The organism is Micromonospora sp. NPDC003944 (genome assembly GCF_053605225.1).
This window is the reverse complement of the sequence record NZ_JBSGIV010000059.1, coordinates 27,610-44,689: the sequence shown is the minus strand read 5'-3', so window position 1 is coordinate 44,689 and position 17,080 is coordinate 27,610. Positions and strand designations below refer to the sequence as shown.

The 17,080-nt window shown below is 69.6% G+C and carries 13 protein-coding genes; 7 read left to right on the top strand and 6 right to left on the bottom strand.

Annotation, left to right across the window (positions count from 1 at the left end; translation table 11 throughout):
• Nucleotides 1-36: 36 nt before the first annotated feature.
• The gene (locus ACWER9_RS25125) at nt 37-2,940 is read right to left on the bottom strand and encodes a transglycosylase domain-containing protein (protein WP_452304132.1); all 2,904 of its coding nucleotides are present in this window, start codon (nt 2,938-2,940) and stop codon (nt 37-39) included.
• Nucleotides 2,941-3,137: 197 nt separating this feature from the next.
• On the bottom strand, nt 3,138-3,587 hold the full coding sequence (locus tag ACWER9_RS25120; RefSeq protein ID WP_355004535.1) for a DUF5318 domain-containing protein: 450 nt from the start codon (nt 3,585-3,587) through the stop codon (nt 3,138-3,140).
• A gap of 175 nt (nt 3,588-3,762) precedes the next feature.
• Between ACWER9_RS25120 and ACWER9_RS25115 the strand changes: the two genes are divergently transcribed.
• The 3 genes from ACWER9_RS25115 (at nt 3,763) to ACWER9_RS25105 (ending at nt 6,288) form a co-directional block, all read left to right on the top strand.
• Nucleotides 3,763-4,401 carry a PadR family transcriptional regulator gene (locus tag ACWER9_RS25115; RefSeq protein WP_452304131.1) on the top strand — a complete coding sequence of 213 codons (639 nt, stop codon included), beginning with the start codon at nt 3,763-3,765 and terminating at the stop codon, nt 4,399-4,401.
• A gap of 23 nt (nt 4,402-4,424) precedes the next feature.
• Entirely contained in the window at nt 4,425-5,504 is a 1,080-nt protein-coding gene (locus ACWER9_RS25110; protein ID WP_269681798.1) for an inositol-3-phosphate synthase, read from the top strand.
• A 154-nt stretch (nt 5,505-5,658) separates the two neighbouring features.
• Entirely contained in the window at nt 5,659-6,288 is a 630-nt protein-coding gene (locus tag ACWER9_RS25105) for a hypothetical protein (RefSeq protein ID WP_452304130.1), read from the top strand.
• On the opposite strand, the gene ACWER9_RS25100 is transcribed toward ACWER9_RS25105, so the two are convergent.
• Nucleotides 6,271-6,750, bottom strand: coding sequence for a methylated-DNA--[protein]-cysteine S-methyltransferase (locus tag ACWER9_RS25100; protein WP_452304129.1), 480 nt, complete (start codon nt 6,748-6,750; stop codon nt 6,271-6,273). The genes ACWER9_RS25105 and ACWER9_RS25100 overlap by 18 nt on opposite strands.
• Before the next feature lie 22 nt (nt 6,751-6,772).
• Nucleotides 6,773-7,219, bottom strand: a complete 447-nt coding sequence (locus tag ACWER9_RS25095; RefSeq protein WP_452304128.1) for a hypothetical protein — start codon at nt 7,217-7,219, stop codon at nt 6,773-6,775.
• A gap of 62 nt (nt 7,220-7,281) precedes the next feature.
• On the opposite strand from ACWER9_RS25095, the gene ACWER9_RS25090 reads away from it, so the two are divergent.
• On the top strand, nt 7,282-7,803 hold the full coding sequence (locus ACWER9_RS25090) for a hypothetical protein (protein ID WP_452304134.1): 522 nt from the start codon (nt 7,282-7,284) through the stop codon (nt 7,801-7,803).
• Nucleotides 7,804-7,832: 29 nt separating this feature from the next.
• On the top strand, nt 7,833-9,350 hold the full coding sequence (locus ACWER9_RS25085) for a flotillin family protein (protein ID WP_452304127.1): 1,518 nt from the start codon (nt 7,833-7,835) through the stop codon (nt 9,348-9,350).
• Nucleotides 9,351-9,437: 87 nt separating this feature from the next.
• Here ACWER9_RS25085 and ACWER9_RS25080 read toward each other — a convergent pair whose 3' ends face one another.
• Nucleotides 9,438-11,480, bottom strand: coding sequence for a S8 family serine peptidase (locus ACWER9_RS25080; RefSeq protein ID WP_452304126.1), 2,043 nt, complete (start codon nt 11,478-11,480; stop codon nt 9,438-9,440).
• Between the two features lie 194 nt (nt 11,481-11,674).
• Nucleotides 11,675-13,135, bottom strand: coding sequence for a CCA tRNA nucleotidyltransferase (locus ACWER9_RS25075; RefSeq protein ID WP_452304125.1), 1,461 nt, complete (start codon nt 13,133-13,135; stop codon nt 11,675-11,677).
• A 126-nt stretch (nt 13,136-13,261) separates the two neighbouring features.
• Between ACWER9_RS25075 and murJ the strand changes: the two genes are divergently transcribed.
• Nucleotides 13,262-15,010 (top strand): murein biosynthesis integral membrane protein MurJ, encoded by a 1,749-nt coding sequence (murJ, locus tag ACWER9_RS25070; protein WP_452304124.1) that lies wholly within the window; start codon nt 13,262-13,264, stop codon nt 15,008-15,010.
• Between the two features lie 445 nt (nt 15,011-15,455).
• On the top strand, nt 15,456-17,063 hold the full coding sequence (locus ACWER9_RS25065; RefSeq protein WP_452304123.1) for a protein kinase family protein: 1,608 nt from the start codon (nt 15,456-15,458) through the stop codon (nt 17,061-17,063).
• Nucleotides 17,064-17,080 lie beyond the last annotated feature (17 nt).

Below are 17,080 nucleotides of genomic sequence, written 5' to 3'. Positions count from 1 at the left end.
CGTCGTCCCCCGCCCACGGGAAGGCCCCCGATGTCCTCACCACTGCGCCGCGCCCTCGCCGCCGCCACCTGGGTTGCCGCCGCCGCCGGGGTTGCCGCCGCCACCTGGGTTGCCGCCGCCACCTGGGTTGCCGCCGCCGCCGGGGTTGCCGCCGCCACCTGGGTTCCCGCCGCCACCGGGGTTGCAGAAGAGGTCGATCAGCGGGTTACAGGGCACGTTGGGTTGGTTCGGTGCCGTGGGCGGCGGCGGTGGCGCTTCACCGTTCCCGGAGTCCGGATCGCCAACGTTCGCCGCCGGCGGGAAGTCGACCTTGGGTTTGCCCTTCAGCGCCTCGTCCATGAACCGCTCCCAGATGTCGCCCGGGAGGTTTCCACCACTGACCTTGCGGCCGTCCTTGAGGATGAGTGGCTTCCGGTTCCCCACGTTGCCCACCCATACCGCGGTGGCCAACTGCGGCGTGTAACCGATCATCCAGGCGTCGCCGTTGTCCTCGCTGCCTTCCTTGAGCTCCCAGGTGCCGGTCTTGGAGGCCGCCTTGCGACCGTCGTCGAGCCGGTGGTTGACAGCGGCCGGGTAGTCCTTCAACACCGAGGTCACGTCGTCGACGACGCCCTTGTCGATCCGGCGCTTCGAGTCGAGCTTCTCGCTGTAGATCTTGTCCCACTTACCGCTGTTCGGGTTCTGCTTCTCCACCGAGTAGAGGAAGTGGGCCTTGTTGTAGACGCCCCCGTTGGCGAAGGTCGCGACGCCGTTTGCGTGGTCCAGCACCGTGATCGGGTACTGGCCGTAGCCGACCACGTTGAAGAACGGCTCCGGCGTGATGTCCTTCGGGTCGCTCTTGGTCAGGTCGTAGGCCTTCGCCGGGTTGGTGTCCGTACGCCACATGGTGGTGACGCCGGCCTGCTTGGCCATGTCGACGACCTTGTCCGCGCCGATCTCCTCGGTGACGTAGTAGAACGGCACGTTCAGGGACTTGAGGGTGGAGACCTTGAGGGTGCAGGAGTTGCCGCAGGACGGGTTGTCAGTGCCGGCGTTGCTGACCTTGAAGGTGCCCGTCGGCTTGAAGGCCTTGCCCTTCCACCGAGACTCGAGCGCCTTCTTCTCCTTCAGCGCGGCCGCCAGGGTGTAGATCTTGAAGCTTGAACCCGGTGAGTGACCACCGCTGATCGCCCCGGAGGAGTCGGTGTTCTTGCCGGCATAGTCGGTGCCGGTGCCGTTGTCACCGCCGTAGTACGCGACGACCCGACCGTTCGTGGGGTCGATCGCCACCACCGCGGCCATGATGTTGCTCTTCTGACCGTCCAGCTCGGAGCCCTTGGACTTGCGCTGGGCCGTCTCGACCGCCGCCTTCTGCATCTTGGTGTCGACGGTGGTGCGGATCCGGTAACCACCGGCCATCAGCGCCTGGGAGCACGACGGCTTGGCGTCCGTCACCTCCGCGTCCTTCTCGACACAGATGCCCTTCTCCCGCATCTCCTGCCGGACGTAGTTGATGACATTGCCGTACGGGGTGTCGACGCCGAAGTCGACGCCGATGCCGCCCTTCTTCGGGGCCTTGATGGTCTTGGGGTAGGCGTCCGGCCGTGGCTCCTTGCCGGGCACACCGAGCCAACCCTCCTTGACCATGCCGTCGATGACGTAGTTCCAGCGATCCTGGGCCGCGGTCGGGTTGATCGCCGGGTCGTAGCCCTGGTGGGTGGAGCTGGGCTCGGGTTGCTTGATCAGGGCTGCGAGCACCGCGCCCTCGGCCGGCTTGAGGTCCTTCACCGACTTGCCGAAGTAGGTCTGCGAAGCAGCCTCGATGCCGTAGGCACCTCGGCCGAAGTAGATCACGTTGAGGTAGTGCTGCATGATCTGCGGCTTCGTGTACTCGTCGTTGAGCTTGGAGGCGAAGATCGCCTCCTTCACCTTCCGGGCGTACGTGTCGTCCTTCAGGTTGTCGTAGGCGTTACGCGCATACTGCTGGGTGATGGTGGAGGCACCCTGCTTGTCGCCGCCGGAGAGGTTGTTCCAGCCGGCCCGGGCGATGCCCTTGTAGTCCACACCGGAGTGTCGGTAGAAGTTCCGGTCCTCGGCCGCGGCCACCGCGTTCTGCACGTACTCCGGAATCTGGTCGATGGTGACCAGGGTGCGGTTCTGATCGCCGACCTTGGCGATCGGCGTCTTGTTGTCGAAGGCGTACAGCGTGGTCGCCTGCGGCGGGGTGATCTCGTCGGGGAGCACCACGCTCGTCGAGTAGTACGTGAACCCGACCACGCCGATGCCGGCGAGCATGATGAAGACGGCGAACCCGGCGATGAGCAGGTTCATCCGCTTGCGCTTCTTCGCCCGCGCCGCAGCGCCCGGGTCACCCGGGCCACGGCCGCCCCGACCGGGACCACCCGGCCCGCCAGGGCCTCCCGGCCCATTGGGGCCGCCCGGCCCACCGGAGACCGGCGAGACGCTCGCCCGTGCCACCGCGGCACGGCCACCGACCGAGGCGGAGCCGACGCTGGCCCGACCGGCCGAGGCGGAGCCGACCGAGGCCGCTCCGACCGAGGCCCGGCCTGCCGGTGCGCCCGGGGCCGGGGAGACGGGCACCGAGGCCCGACCTGCGCCGGCACGGCCCGCGGCCACGCCCGGTGCCGGCGACACCGGCACCGAGGCCCGACCGGCCCGGCCGGTCGCTGCAGAACCCACCGAGGCGGACCCGGCTGCCGCACCGCCACGCGGCGGCACCGAGGCCGAACCGCCGACCGTGGCGCGACCACCGGCCGCTCGCGGCGTCACCGAGGCGCGGCCCGGGGTCGCCGCGCCGCCCTCCGAGGCTGACCAGCCGCTCCCGCCGGAGTCACCGCCGGACCGGCGGTACGCGTCGTCCGCGCCCGCTCCTGGGTCACCGTCTGGACCCGAGTACTGGGCCCTTCCGCGCGCAGAACTGGGATCGCCGTACGAGTTCATTCCTCACACCCTGCCGGTCGCGGTGGGGCGCGGCTGCGCCGCCACCGGGTTGCCGTGAGTTGCTTCACCCGGAACGCCGGCACGGGGGTGCCAGCCGAGCGGGGTCATTGCCGTATCAATCGGGCCAATCGGACCACCTTGCGGTCGACCGTCCCGGGTTTCGCCTGCGGCCCCGGGGCCGGTACAACCAGCTGAGATCACCGTTGCGCCTCTCGCCTCCGCCGGCCGGCGCCCTCGGCGCCCGCCGCGTCCTGCTCGCTGGTGCCGTCGCTGTCGCCGGTAAGACCGTCCCGGCCGAGCAGGTACTGCTCGACGAGATGGTTCCAGTCACAGCCGAGGCACACCTCCACCACGAAGACCTGGAACTCACGCAGCGTCATCGCCAGCACGGGCAACTCGGCAAGTGTCCGAGCCTGGCCGGCGGACTGCTTGAGCTCGTCCCCGTAAATGTAGTGGACGAGGGTCAGGTTTTCGCTGCGGCAGATCGGGCAGCGCCGATCGGTCGGCTCACCATGGAACCGAGCGGCGTTCTTCAGGTACGGCGACGCGTCGCAGACGTCGTACGTGCCGACTCGGCCGGCCAGGAGTTCACGCAGCACTGCTCGCTTCTGAAGCGAGTAGTCCACGACCTGGCGCTGCGTACGCATGCGGAGAAGGGTACGCGGTCCGGCCCAAGCAGGCGACCACGCTCACAATCCGTGACAACGACATCTCGGAACGGGGGTTTGCCCTGACCCGTACAAGCCGCTAACGTGCGATGTATCGGTCCGATACATCGCGGCGGTTACCACTTCACGCCGGAGGGTAAAGAGAGGGTGGCCAGTGCTCGAGTTCGCCATCCTCGGCCTCCTGCAGGAGTCTCCGATGCACGGCTACGAGCTGCGCAAGGAGTTGACCGCCAAACTCGGCGCGATCCGGGCGGCGATCAGCTACGGCTCGCTCTACCCCACGCTACGCAGACTGCAGGCGGCGGGTTGGATCACCGAAGCTGCTGAGACACCCGCCACTGCCGAGGAGGTTCCCGCGCTGACCAGCCGACGAGGTCGGGTGGTCTACAAAATCACCGCGGAAGGCAAGGAACGCTTCGCCCAGCTGATCGCACAGGCGGGGCCCGAGACGTACGACGACACGGGCTTCGGGGTGCACTTCGCGTTCTTCGCCCGGACCGACCAGGCGACCCGCCTGCGCATTCTGGAGGGTCGCCGCCGCAAGATCGAGGAGCGTCGCGAAGGTCTTCGTGACGTGCTGGGCCGGGCGGCCGAGCGCCTCGACGCTTACACGCTGGAACTGCAGCGCCACGGCCTTGATGCCTGTGAGCGCGAGGTCCGCTGGCTGGAGGAGCTCATCGCCAACGAGCGCTCCGGCCGTGCCCCGACAGTCCCGGACATCGGGACAGCCGGCGGCCGACGAGAAGACAACAGCCCGCCTCCGCCTGGAGAGACCAGGAATGAGCGGCCGTGACAGAAAAGAAGGAGGCAGACGCTATGGGCTCCGTCCGCGTCGCCATCGTCGGTGTGGGTAACTGCGCCTCGTCCCTGGTTCAGGGCGTCGAGTACTACCGGAACGCCAACCCGAACGACCGCGTCCCGGGTCTCATGCACGTCGCCTTCGGCGACTACCACGTCAACGCCGTGGAGTTCGTCGCGGCATTCGACGTGGACGCCAAGAAGGTGGGCATGGACCTCGCGGAGGCGATCGTCGCCAGCGAGAACAACACCATCAAGCTCTGCGACGTGCCGCCGACCGGCGTGAGCGTGCAGCGCGGTCCGACCTTCGACGGTCTGGGCCAGTACTACCGCGAGATCGTCGAGGAGTCGGACGCGACCCCTGTCGACGTGGCGCAGGCGCTGCGTGACGCGCAGGTCGACGTCGTCGTCTGCTACCTGCCGGTCGGCTCCGAGCAGGCCGCCAAGTTCTACGCCCAGGCGGCGATCGACGCCGGCTGCGCGTTCGTCAACGCCCTGCCGGTCTTCATCGCCTCCGACCCCGAGTGGGCCAAGAAGTTCGAGGACGCGGGCCTGCCGATCGTCGGTGACGACATCAAGAGCCAGGTCGGCGCCACCATCGTGCACCGTGCCCTCGCGAAGCTCTTCGAGGACCGCGGCGTCGAGCTGCTGCGCACGTACCAGCTCAACTTCGGCGGCAACATGGACTTCATGAACATGCTGGAGCGCAAGCGGCTGGTCTCGAAGAAGATCTCGAAGACCCAGTCGGTCACCTCGCAGATCCCGCACGAGATGAGCAAGAGCGACGTGCACATCGGCCCGTCGGACCACGTGCCGTGGCTGGACGACCGCAAGTGGGCGTACATCCGCCTGGAGGGTCGCTCGTTCGGTGACACCCCCCTGAACGCCGAGCTCAAGCTCGAGGTGTGGGACTCTCCGAACTCGGCAGGCGTCATCATCGACGCGGTGCGCGCCGCGAAGATCGCCCTGGACCGGAAGATCGGCGGCCCGATCCTGTCGGCCTCGTCGTACTTCATGAAGTCCCCGCCGGTGCAGTACGCCGACCACGACGCCCACCAGGCCGTCGAGGAGTTCATCGCCGGCGAGGTCGCGCGCTGACCCGCTGACCACCAGCACCGTCGAAGGGCCGGGTCCGTCGGGACCCGGCCCTTCGACGTGGGTCGGCCCCTTTCCTGGGTACGACATCCGTCCCGTGATCATCCCCACCGCCTACGGGACCACGGGCGGCAACGAGGCTCTCGATAATCCGGTCATGGCCTCCCGGACCGGCACCTCAGCGACTATCCCGCACCCGGGCCGGCCTCCTCGGCCCCGCTTCGTCGCTCTGGCCTGCCTGCTGTTGGCCCTGGCCGCCGCCGCGCAACTGGCCGCGCTGCCATTCACCTACTGGCACCAGGACTTCTTCCACCAGGCCGCCGCGTCCTTCGAGCCGGTGGGCGGGGTGGGCTTCGCCGCCCTGGGCAGCACCGCCGACCTGGCGGCTGACCTGTTGACCGCACTGCTGTCACTCGCACTCCTCGCGCTGGCCGCCGCCAACCTCGTGGGGGTGAACGGCGCGCGGATCGCGTCCTGGGCCACGGCGCCCTTCCTCGCCTGCTGCGCCACCGTCGGTGCGGTCCGGTCTCCCCGGCCGCTCTACTCCGTGTACTCCGCCGAGGACATCGACCGGATCACCGTGATGGCGCGGGACGCCATGCCGGGCTGGCTGGAGCCCCTGCTGCTCACCCTGGGCCTGGGCGCGCCGGTGGCGATAGTGGTCGCGCTGGTCCTGCTGGCCCTGCCTCCGGCACACGCCTTCTTCCGGCCGAGGCCCCCGGTCGACCCGCCGTGGCTGGCCCACCCGGGTGGCAACGCGCCGAAGAACTCAGTGCCAGGCGCGTAGCAGGGCGACCCCCGCCTCCAACTCCAACAGCTTGACCTTGCGGGGCAGGCCACCGCCGAAGCCGACCAGCTTGCCGCCCACGCCGACGATCCGGTGACACGGCACGATCACCGGGACCGGGTTCCGGTTGCAGGCCACACCCACCGCCCGGGCCGCCCCGGGATCGCCGACCAGGCGGGCCACCTCGCCGTACGTCAGCGTCTCGCCGTACGGAATCCGCGTCATCTCCCGCCACACGGCCCGCTCGAAGTCGGAGCCGCGTGGCATCGACACCGGGATGGTGAACGCGGTCAGCTCACCGGCGAAGTACGCCCTCAGCTCGGTCACCGCCTGCCGGGACAGCGCGTCGCCGGGCTGGTCGACCGCCGCGTCGACCCGGCCGAAGGCGGCGCCACAGACGTTCGTGCCGTCCGTGGCGACGGAGAACTCACCGATCGGCGAGTCGAGCACGGTCCAGCGCATCCACCCATTCTCCCCGACACCGCTACCAGCGTCGGGCCGAGCGCCACTCCTCGGCGGCCCGGATCGCCTCTTTCGCCGCAGCCCGTTCGGCGCGGGCCCGGTCGCGGTCGCGGAAACCCAGGTAGAGCTTGCGCCCGGCATAGATGGGGAGCAGCACAGCCCCGTAGAAGAGCACGACAGTTTCGTCGTTCGAGGCGAGCAGGTAGTAGGCGTAGTAGCCGGCGAGGGCACCACCGACACCGGCCAGTACCCGGTCGACCCGGGAAGTGGTGGCGAACGAGGTGACCGCGACGCCCAGCAGCACGACCGCGGTCACCGCCAGGCTGACGATGTAGATGACGACCACGGCGTTCGGGAGAATCGGGTCGGCCACGGGCAGGTCCTCTCGATGCGTGTTGACCGGGACGATCTGCCGGCGGCGTAGAAGATAACGCGCCTGAGCACCTGGCACCGCCCCCTTTTCGATCATCAGCAGAGAAAGATCCTTTCTGCGTCGAGCGCGACCGTCGGACGTTGCGCCACATCGCTACCGTGCAGGTCGTGGCAACGGGGACGCTCATCTTTCTGATCATCGGTGGGGCGGGCATCGGGGTGCTCGCGCTCGCCCTGCTCGGCACCGAGTTGCTCCATCTCGGCCACGCCGACGTGGACGGCCCGATCTCGGTCGAGACGGTCGCCGGCTTCGCCGGAGCCTTCGGTTTCGGTGCGGCCATCGTCAACGAACTGCTCGGCGCGCGTACGCCGGGAATGGTCGTCGGCGCGGTGGTCGGCGGCGTGCTCGCGGCCGTGCCCACCGGCTGGTTGGCCTCCCGGCTGAGCCGGGCGGCCCGGAACATGCGCACGGATCCCACCCCCACCCGCGACGACCTGGTCGGCGCGCTCGGCCTGGTCGTCACCCCGGTGCCGGCCAACGGGTACGGCGAGGTCCGCATTCGCCTCGCCGGCCAGCCGGTCAAGCTCAGCGCCCGCGCGGACCAGCCGATCCCGATCGGCGCCCAGGTCTTCGTCGTGCAGGCGCTCAGCGAGACCAGCGTGCACGTCGAGACCTACTGACCTCACCCCTCGTAGACGGGACTCCTTGTATGGCCCTACTCATCGCCATCGGTGGCGCAGTCGTCCTCGCGCTCATCCTGGTGCTCTTCGTCCTCTCCCGGATCAAGGTGGCCGGCCCGAACGAGGCGTTCATCGTCACCGGTCGCAAGGGCCGCACCACGCAGACCGCCGACGGCGGCCGGTCGACCGACACCTCGGGGCAGAAGGTCGTGCTCGGCGCGTCGGTGTTCGTGCTGCCGGTGGTGCAGAAGCTGCAGTCGCTCGACCTGTCCAGCCGACGCATCGACGTCGGCATCCGGGGCGCGGTGAGCAAGCAGGGCATCCGCGCCGACCTGCACGGCGTGGCGATCGTCAAGGTCGGCGGGACCGAGGACGCGATCCGGGCCGCCGCCCAGCGGTTCCTGCACCAACAGGACGAGATCGACAACTTCACCCGCGAGGTGCTCGCCGGTGCGCTGCGCTCGATCGTCGGCCGGCTCACCGTCGAGGAGGTCATCCGGGACCGGGCGGCGTTCGCGAGCGCGGTGGCCGAGGAGGCCGAACACTCGATGACCAACCAGGGTCTGGTGCTCGACACCTTCCAGCTCCAGGACATCCTCGCCGAGGGCTCCTACCTGCAGGACCTGGGTCGGCCGGAGGCCGCCCGGGTGCTCAAGGACGCGGCGATCGCCGAGGCGCGGGCCCGGCAGCAGGCCGAGCAGGAACGACTGCTCGCCGAGGAGGCCATCGCCGAGGCGAACCGGAACCTGGCCCTCAAGCAGGCCGGCATCCAGGCCGAGATCGACGCGGCGAAGGCGAAGTCCGCGGCGGCCGGCCCGCTCGCCCAGGCCGAACGGGACCAGGCGATCCTCTCCGAGCAGCAGAAGGTCGCCGAGCGCAACGCCGAACTCAAGCAGCGCCAACTCGACACCGAGGTCCGCAAGCCGGCCGACGCGGCCCGCTACAAGGTGGAGCAGGAGGCCGAGGCGGCCCGCAACGCGGCGGTGCTGCACGCCGACGCGCAGCGCCAGTCCGTCATCGCCGCCGCGCAGGCCTCCGCCGAGCAGGCCCGCCTCACCGGTGAGGGCGAACGGGCCCGCCGGGCCGCGCTCGCCGAGGCCAACGCCATCGAGGGCGCCAAGGAAGGTGAGGCCGAGCAGCGCCGACGCTCCGCGATCGCCGAGGCGGTGGAGCGGGAAGGGCAGGCCGACGCCGCGGCCATCCTGGCGAAGGGTGAGGCCGAGGCGGACGCGATGGCCCGCAAGGCCGAGGCGTTCGCCGCGTACGGCGAGGCGGCCGTGCTGGACCTGCTGGTCAGGGTGCTGCCGCAGGTCGTCGAGGCGGCCAGTGCGCCGATCGGGGCGATCGACAAGATGACTGTCATCTCCACCGACGGCGCGTCGTCGCTCACCAAGTCGGTGGCCGGCAACGTGGCCCAGGGCCTCCAACTGGGCAGTGACCTCACCGGGATCGACCTGCCCGGCCTGTTGGCGCGGCTCGCTGCGAGCCGGACCGCCGCCGACACCAGCGGCGCCACCACTGTCGACGGAAACGCCGTGGCGCGCTGACCTGACGGCCGGACCCGTGACGAGCGGCGCCCGCCGGCACCTTCCCCGAGGGAGAGGTGCCGGCGGGCGCCGGGGGTTGCGAACCGGTCAGGCGGGGTCGACGACGAACTGCTCGCCGACGCCGAGGCCCAGGGTTTCGCTCGCCCAGTCGATCGTCTGGTTGGGGATCAGCTGCGCGAGGCCCTCACTGCCGGCGCTGATCGCCTGCCCGTCGACGTAGGCGCGCAGGTAGACCGAGCCGTTGGCGTTGTAGTCGAGGAAGTCGAAGACCTCCCAGGTGTCGATCGTCGGACCGCTGGCCCGCAGCGGCGAGCTGCCGGCGCCCTCCGCCGAGACGTACTTGCCGTTGACGAGCGCGCGGAGGCCGAAGAACCCACCCTCCAGGTTGACGACCTCGAACTTCTCCCACGTGCTGACCGAGGTGACGAGCGGGGTGAGCGGGTCTTTGCCGGCAGCGTCGGCGGAGACGTACCTACCACTCGCCACCGACTTGATGCTGACCACCGGGGCCGGCGCCTCGACGAAGAACTTCTCCCAGGTGCTGATCGACGGCGCGCTCGCGGTCAACGCCGCGCCGCTGTTCGGTGCCGAGACGTACTTACCGTTGATCTTCGCCTTGAGGCTCACCGTGCCATCGGCGTTGTTGATGAGCTGGAACTGCTCCCAGGTGCTGACCGCCGGGCCCTCGGCCACCAACGGCTTGGTGCCCGCGCCGGTGGCGGAGACGTACTTGCCGTTGACCTTGGCGCGAAGCGCGACAAGGCCGCTGCCGGCGTCGACGACGTCGAACTTCTCCCAGGCCCCGAATGCCGGGCCGACAGCGGCGAGGGGCTTGCTGCCCGCAGCGTCGGCGGAGACGAACTTGCCGTTGGAGCGAGCCCGCAGGGCGTGTGAGCTACGCGCCGGGGAGGTGCTGCGGACGTTGAGCAGCCGATCGGTCGACCCCGCCGGGTCGTGCACCGCTCCGGCGACACCACCCGTGACGATCTGGTCACGCACCTGCTGCGGCGTCAGGTTCGGGTTGGCCTGCAGCAGCAGCGCCGCGGCACCCGCCACGTGCGGCGAGGCCATCGACGTACCGCTGATCGACAGCGTGCCATCGCTGGTGCCGGCGGCAGCGGAGACGATGCTCACGCCCGGGGCGAAGGTGTCGACGCAACTGCCGTAGTTCGAGAACCAGGCCCGGAAGTCGATCTTGTCGGTGGCGCCCACGGTGATCGCCGCCGGCACGCTTGCCGGCGAGACGTAACAGGCGTCCTGCATGCTGTTGCCCGCCGCCACCGCGTAGGTGATGCCGGTGCCGATCGAACGGCTGATGGCGTCGTTGACGGCCTGGTTGTTGCTGTTGAACCCGAGGCTCATGTTTGCCACCGCGGGCTTCACCGCGTTTGCGGTGACCCAGTCGATGCCGGAGAGGACCTGCTCGCTGGTGCCGCTGCCGGCACAGTTCAGGACACGCACGGCGACCAACTGGACGGCCTTCGCCACCCCGAAGGTGGTGCCGCCCACGGTGCCGGCGACGTGCGTGCCGTGCCCGTCGCAGTCCTGGGCGACGTCGTCCTGGTCGACGGCGTCCCACCCGTACCGGGCCCGCCCACCGAAGTCCTGGTGGGCGATGTCGATGCCGCTGTCCAGAACGTAGGCGGTGACGCCGCTGCCGGTCGTCGGGTACGTGTAGCTGTTGTCCCGCTTCGAGCCGCTCTGGTCGATCCGGTCGAGGCCCCAGGACGGCGGGTTGGTCTGGGTGTCGGTGGCCGAGAAGACCTGGACCTGCTCCACGTAGGACACCGCCGGGTCAGCGGCAAGCCGCTGCGCCTGCCGGCTGTTCATGGCCGCGGAATATCCGTTCAGGGCGCTGCTGAAGACCCGGCGAACGGTGCCCCCGTTGACCGCCGCGAGCGCGGACGCCTTGGCCTTGACCTCTTTCGAGCTGGCCTTCTTATCCTTCAGGACCACGATGTACCGGTCGGGCACCGCCTGCTGGGTGCTGGCGCCGCGCACCTCAGGTCGTTTGGCGGAGGGCTGGTCAGCCGGCGCGGCACCAGCGGCGCCCGCGCTGACGATGATGGTTGCGGAGGCGAGAGCGAGGCTCGCCACCGCCGAGCGGCGTATCACGCCACGACGCTTCACTTGATGATCTCCCCGTTGGTCGTCGCCCGTCCGACCCGAAAGTCGGGCGGGCGGAAATTCGGCGGCGGTGTTGGTCACCGCATGCCGACGGACGTCTGGACATCATGGATGAATGTCGAAGCGACAGGCTTCAGCCGTTCGGTCGATACGGCCCGTTTCGTCGTAACAATGCAGCGTCGAGACGGAGGCCTCCGTCAATCGACGAGACCCTCGGCGCGCGCCCAGCGCAGCAGTTCCACCTCTGCGGCGTCGCGGTCCAGCGGGCCGCGCTCGAGGCGCTGCTCCTTGAGGTGCTTCCACGCCCGCCCGACCACCGGCCCCGGCGGTACGCCGAGCAGCTCCATGATCGCGTTGCCGTCCAGGTCGGGTCGGACCCGCGCCAGGTCCTCCTCGGCCGCGATCCGGGCGATCCGATCCTCAAGCGCGTCGTAGTCGGCCGCGAGCTGGGCGGCCTTACGCCGGTTGCGGGTCGTGCAGTCGGAGCGGGTCAGCTTGTGCAGTCGGGGCAGCAGGTCACCGGCGTCGGCGACGTAGCGGCGGACCGCCGAGTCGGTCCACTCGCCCCGCCCGTACCCGTAGAAGCGCAGGTGCAGCGCGACAAGCGCGGTCACCTTCGCGGTGACCTCCTTCGGGTACCGCATCGCCTTCATCCGGGCCTTGGTCAGCCGGGCGCCGACCACCTCGTGGTGGTGGAAGCTGACCCGGCCGTCGGACCCGACCGCCTTCGTCGCCGGCTTGCCCACGTCGTGCAGGAGGGCGGCCATCCGCAGGATGAAGTCGCAGCCCTCCTCTTCGTGGGAGACCGCGTTCTCGACGACCGTCAACGTGTGCTCGTAGACGTCCTTGTGCTGGGCGTGCTCGTCGATCTCCAGCTTCAACCCGGTCAGCTCCGGCAGGAACCGCTCGGCCAGGCCGGTGTCGACGAGCAGCCGCAGCCCGGTGATCGGGTCCGCGCCGCAGAGCAGCTTGGTGAACTCGTCGCGGATCCGCTCGGCGGTGATCCGGTCCAGGTCGGCGGCCATCCTCGTCATCGCCAGGTGCACGTCCGGGTGCACCGCGAAACGCAGCTGCGCGGCGAACCGGGCGGCCCGCAGCATCCGCAGCGGGTCGTCGCCGAACGACTCACCGGGCGTGCTCGGGGTACGGATCACCTTGGCCGAGATGTCGCCGAGCCCGCCGTGCGGGTCGGTGAACCGGTGGTCCGGCAGGCTTACCGCCATGGCGTTGATGGTGAAGTCGCGCCGCTTCAGATCCTCGTCGAGGCTGGTGCCGTACACCACCACCGGGTTACGGCTGACCTGGTCGTACGACTCCGCGCGGAAGGTGGTGATCTCCAGCCGCAGGCCGTCGCGCTGCGCACCGATGGTGCCGAACTCCCGACCGGTCTCCCAGATCGACTCGGCCCAGCCCTTGATGATGCGCAGGGTCTCGTCGGGGTGCGCGTCGGTGCAGAAGTCGAGGTCGTCCCCGAGGCGACCGAGCAGGGCATCCCGGACCGAACCGCCCACCAGGTGCAGTTCGTGACCGGCACGGACGAAGCGACGGCCCAACTCGTCGGCGACCGGGGACACCCGGAGCAGTTCGGCGACGGCGTTGCGCTGCGCGCCGGTGAGTTCACGGCGGTCGGCGGCGTGGGGAGCGGAGGCTTCGGACATGGGATCGCCAGCTTATCGGGCCGGGGTGTGATCCGATCCGCCGGGCGCGGGTAACGAGTGGGGGTTGACTATGGTCTGTGGCGTGCGGGTCGGTGCCCGACTCGACGTACCCCTGGGAGGCTGGAGATGAGCGGCGGGCTCTACCGCAGCGCCAACGCCGCGAACGACGGCGGCCCTGACATCCGTCCCGGGGACGGTGCCACGTTCATCTCCGCCGAGCCGTTGAACCAGCCGGCCATGGAGTCGACCGCGCCGCCGCAGGAGCAGGTGGGCGAGGCGAGCGCAGCCACCAACAGCGCGGTGATGGCGATCGGCAGCCTGGTCAGCCGGGGCACGGGCTTCCTGCGGACGTTGGTGTTGACCGCCGCGCTGGGTGGGGCGCTCGTCGGTGACGCCTACACGACCGCGCAGATCCTGCCCGGGATGGTGTACGAGTTCCTGCTCGGCGGCATCCTCACAAGCGTGTTGATCCCGGTGCTGGTCCGTCGGCGCAAGGTCGACACCGACGGCGGCCAGGCGTACGCCCAGCGGTTGTTGACCTTGGCGGTGGTCACCCTGGCGGTGGCCGCGCTGGTCGCGGTGGCCGCCGCGACGCTGCTGACCAAGCTCTACACCAGCGACAACCGCGGGACGGATTACCAGGAGCTGGTCACCAACCTGTCGTACCTGATGTTGCCGATGATCTTCTTCACCGGTCTCAGTGCGCTGATCAGTGCGGTACTCAACACCCGCGGGCACTTCGCCGCCCCGATGTGGGCGCCGATCCTCAACAACATCGTGGTGATCGCCACCGCCGGGTTGTACATCGCGATCTTCGGCGCGGAGATCGTCAAGCCGGAGGAGATGACCCCCGGTCGGATCCTCCTGATCAGCGGTGGCACCCTGCTCGGTGTCGCGATCCAGGCCGCCGGCCTGCTGCCGGCGCTGCGCAAGGTCGGCTTCCGGTGGAAGCTCCGCTTCGACTTCCGTGCGCTCGGCCTGCGGGAGCTGGGCCGGCTCGGCGGCTGGATGTTCTGCTACGTGGCGGTCAGCCAGGTCGGCCTGATCGTGCTGTTCAACCTGCTCAACCGGGCGGGCGACGGGGACGCGGGCGCCCTGATCTACAACAACGTCTTCCTGCTGCTGATGATGGCGCACGGCATCATCGCCGTCTCGATCATCACCGCGTTGATGCCCCGGATGAGCGCCGCCGCCGCCGACGGCCGCTACGCCGACGTGGCCGCCGACCTGTCCCGGGGCACCCGGACGGTCTCCGCGGTGCTCGCTCCGATCGCCGTCTGCTACGCCGTGCTCGCCACCCCGCTGGCGGTGGTGCTGTTCCGCTACGGTGCGTTCAGCGACGAGAACGCCGCCGACACCTCGCTGGTGCTGCTGCTGGCCGCGCTCGCGCTGGTGCCGTTCGCGATCAGCCAGCTCTTCACCTTCGCCTTCTACGCCCTGCCGGACACCCGCACCCCGGCGTTGATCAACATTCCGGTCGTGGCGCTGCGGATCGGCGTGCAGATCGTGCTGTTCGCCGCGTTCGCCGCCCACTTCGCAGCGGCCGGGATGATGATCGGCAACGCTGTCTCGTACGTGGCGGCGGCGATCGGCTCCGCCTGGCTGCTCCGTCCACGGGTCGGCCGGATCGGGCTGGGCCGCATCATGCGCACCCTGGGCCGGGTCCTGGTCGCCGCGCTCGGCGCCGCGCTTGTCGGCCTGCTCGTGATCAACCTGCTGCCCGGTGGCGAAACGCCAAGCTGGGCCCAGGCCGTCATCCAACTGGTGATCGGCGGCGCGGTGATCGGCGGGACGTACCTGGGTCTGGCCATGCTGTTGCGGATCGGGGAGATCACCGAAGTGGTCGGGATGGTCCGCCGCCGGCTCGGTCGCTGAACGCCAGCTTCTGATTACAACAAGTTGGCATTCATACGGACCGTGACGGCGGATCACCAGGCTGGGGATGCTCCTGTGGATAACTCCGCGATTCGCCGGTCAACCACCGCTTCAGTCTGTGGATAACCAACCGTACGGCTGAGCGTGGCGACCCGATCGGTGGGAACGTACGAGGCAGCGCGAGCGCCACGCCAGCCCAGCCCCGGCGTCGGTCACTTGCGGTGAAGCCGTAGATTAGCTAGTACATGTGCCAGCAACGTGGCTGACAACGGTCGTAACCGGACGAGTTCGCCGACTGCCGGAACCCCGCCAGGTACGGCGGGAAGATGACATGTCGGAGAGACGGGCAACCCGGGTAAGGTCGCTCTCGACGGGTACGGCAGGGGCCGACGCTGGGCGTCGACACCGGTCGGCCGGTTCCTTCAACGGCAGAGCGGGAAGCCACATGCCCAGCAGTTCGGGTTCATCGATCGACACGATCACCGAGGGAGGACGGGTGACCCAGGTCGGCGAGGGTCAGGAGGCAGACGAAAGCACTCCTCCGGTCATGACCTTCGGTGCTCCCACGGCCGGTGAAGTCCTCGCCGAGCGGTACGAACTGGTTGAGCACATCAACAACGACAGCGCGGGTCGGCTGGTCTGGCGCGGGGTCGACGTCATCCTGCGCCGTCCCGTCGCCGTGGTGCTGCGTTACCCGGGTGGCGACTCCGCCACCGAGATGCTTCAGGCCGCCGTCGCGGCCAGCCGGGTCATCCACCCCAATCTGGTCGGCGTCTACGACGCGATCGACGAGGCCGACCGGGCGTACGTGGTGCGCGAGTGGGTCGACGGGCAGTCCCTGCGGGACCTGGCCGCCGACGGCCCACTGGACCCGGCTCGGGCCACCGCCATCGGCAACGCCGTGGCGAGTGCGCTCGCCGCGGTGCACGCCACCGGGATGGTGCACGGCAACGTCCACCCGGGCACTGTCATGATCAGTGACGAGGGCCGGGTGGTGCTCGCCGACGCCCGCACCGACGGCGCCGACAGCCAGGAGAACGACATCCGGGCGGTGGGCGGGGTCCTCTACTTCGCGCTCACCGGTTCCTGGCCGCACGCCGAGGCGCCGCTGCGCGGTGCCACCGCCGGCCACGGCCGTGCCGCCATTCCGGACGCCGTCCGGGACGCCGCCGGCGCCATCGCCGCACCCCGTCAGGTGCGCGCGGGCGTTCCGGCGTACCTGGACGACCTGACCATGGATCTTCTCGACGCGGAGATCGCGCCGCCGTCCTCGGACGTGCTCGCCGCCGAGTTGGCGCGACTCGACGTGCCGGCGGAGGAGGAGCACTACCTCGACAACAGCGGCCCGCTGCGGTTCGCCGCCGAGACCGGGGAAGAGCCGTCGCCGCTCGCCGCCGCCGGGGGTCGCAAGGTCGCCGTCGGCATCGCCGGCCTGCTGGCCGTCGCCCTTGTCGGTCTGCTGATCGGGATCATCGCGCTGGGCGGCGACGACAAGGACCCGCAGTCCAACCCGGTTGCCGCGCCGACCTCCAGTGCCCCGGCCGGCGCCGCCACCCCGGCTGCCGCTACGGCTCGCAAGCTGACGGTGAAGGACGTCCGGATCATCGACCCGGACAGCAAGAACCGCAGTGAGATCGACGGTGCCAAGAAGATCATCGATGGTGACGAGGACAAGGGCTGGGAGACCGAGACCTACGTGAACAAGCCCAACTTCGGCAACCTGAAGTCGGGCATGGGCGTCTGGATCGACCTCGGCGAACCGCACACCGTCAAGTCGGTGCAGGCGGTGTTGTCCGCCACCAACGCGTCGGCCCGGCTGCTCGCCGGCACGACCAACCCGCCGTCCAGCTCCAGCGGCGACAAGCAGTTGGTCGAGAGCTACAAGACCGCCATCGGCCAGCCGTTCGAGGACCACGACGGCACCACCATGACGTTCAACGGCTTCGACGCCGACAAGAAATACCAGTACCTGCTGTTCTGGATCACCGAGTTGGCTCCGGCCGAGGGTGGGTTCAAGCTGGGGGTGCAGGAGATCACGGTCCAGGGGTCGTGATCCGGGCACCACGATCC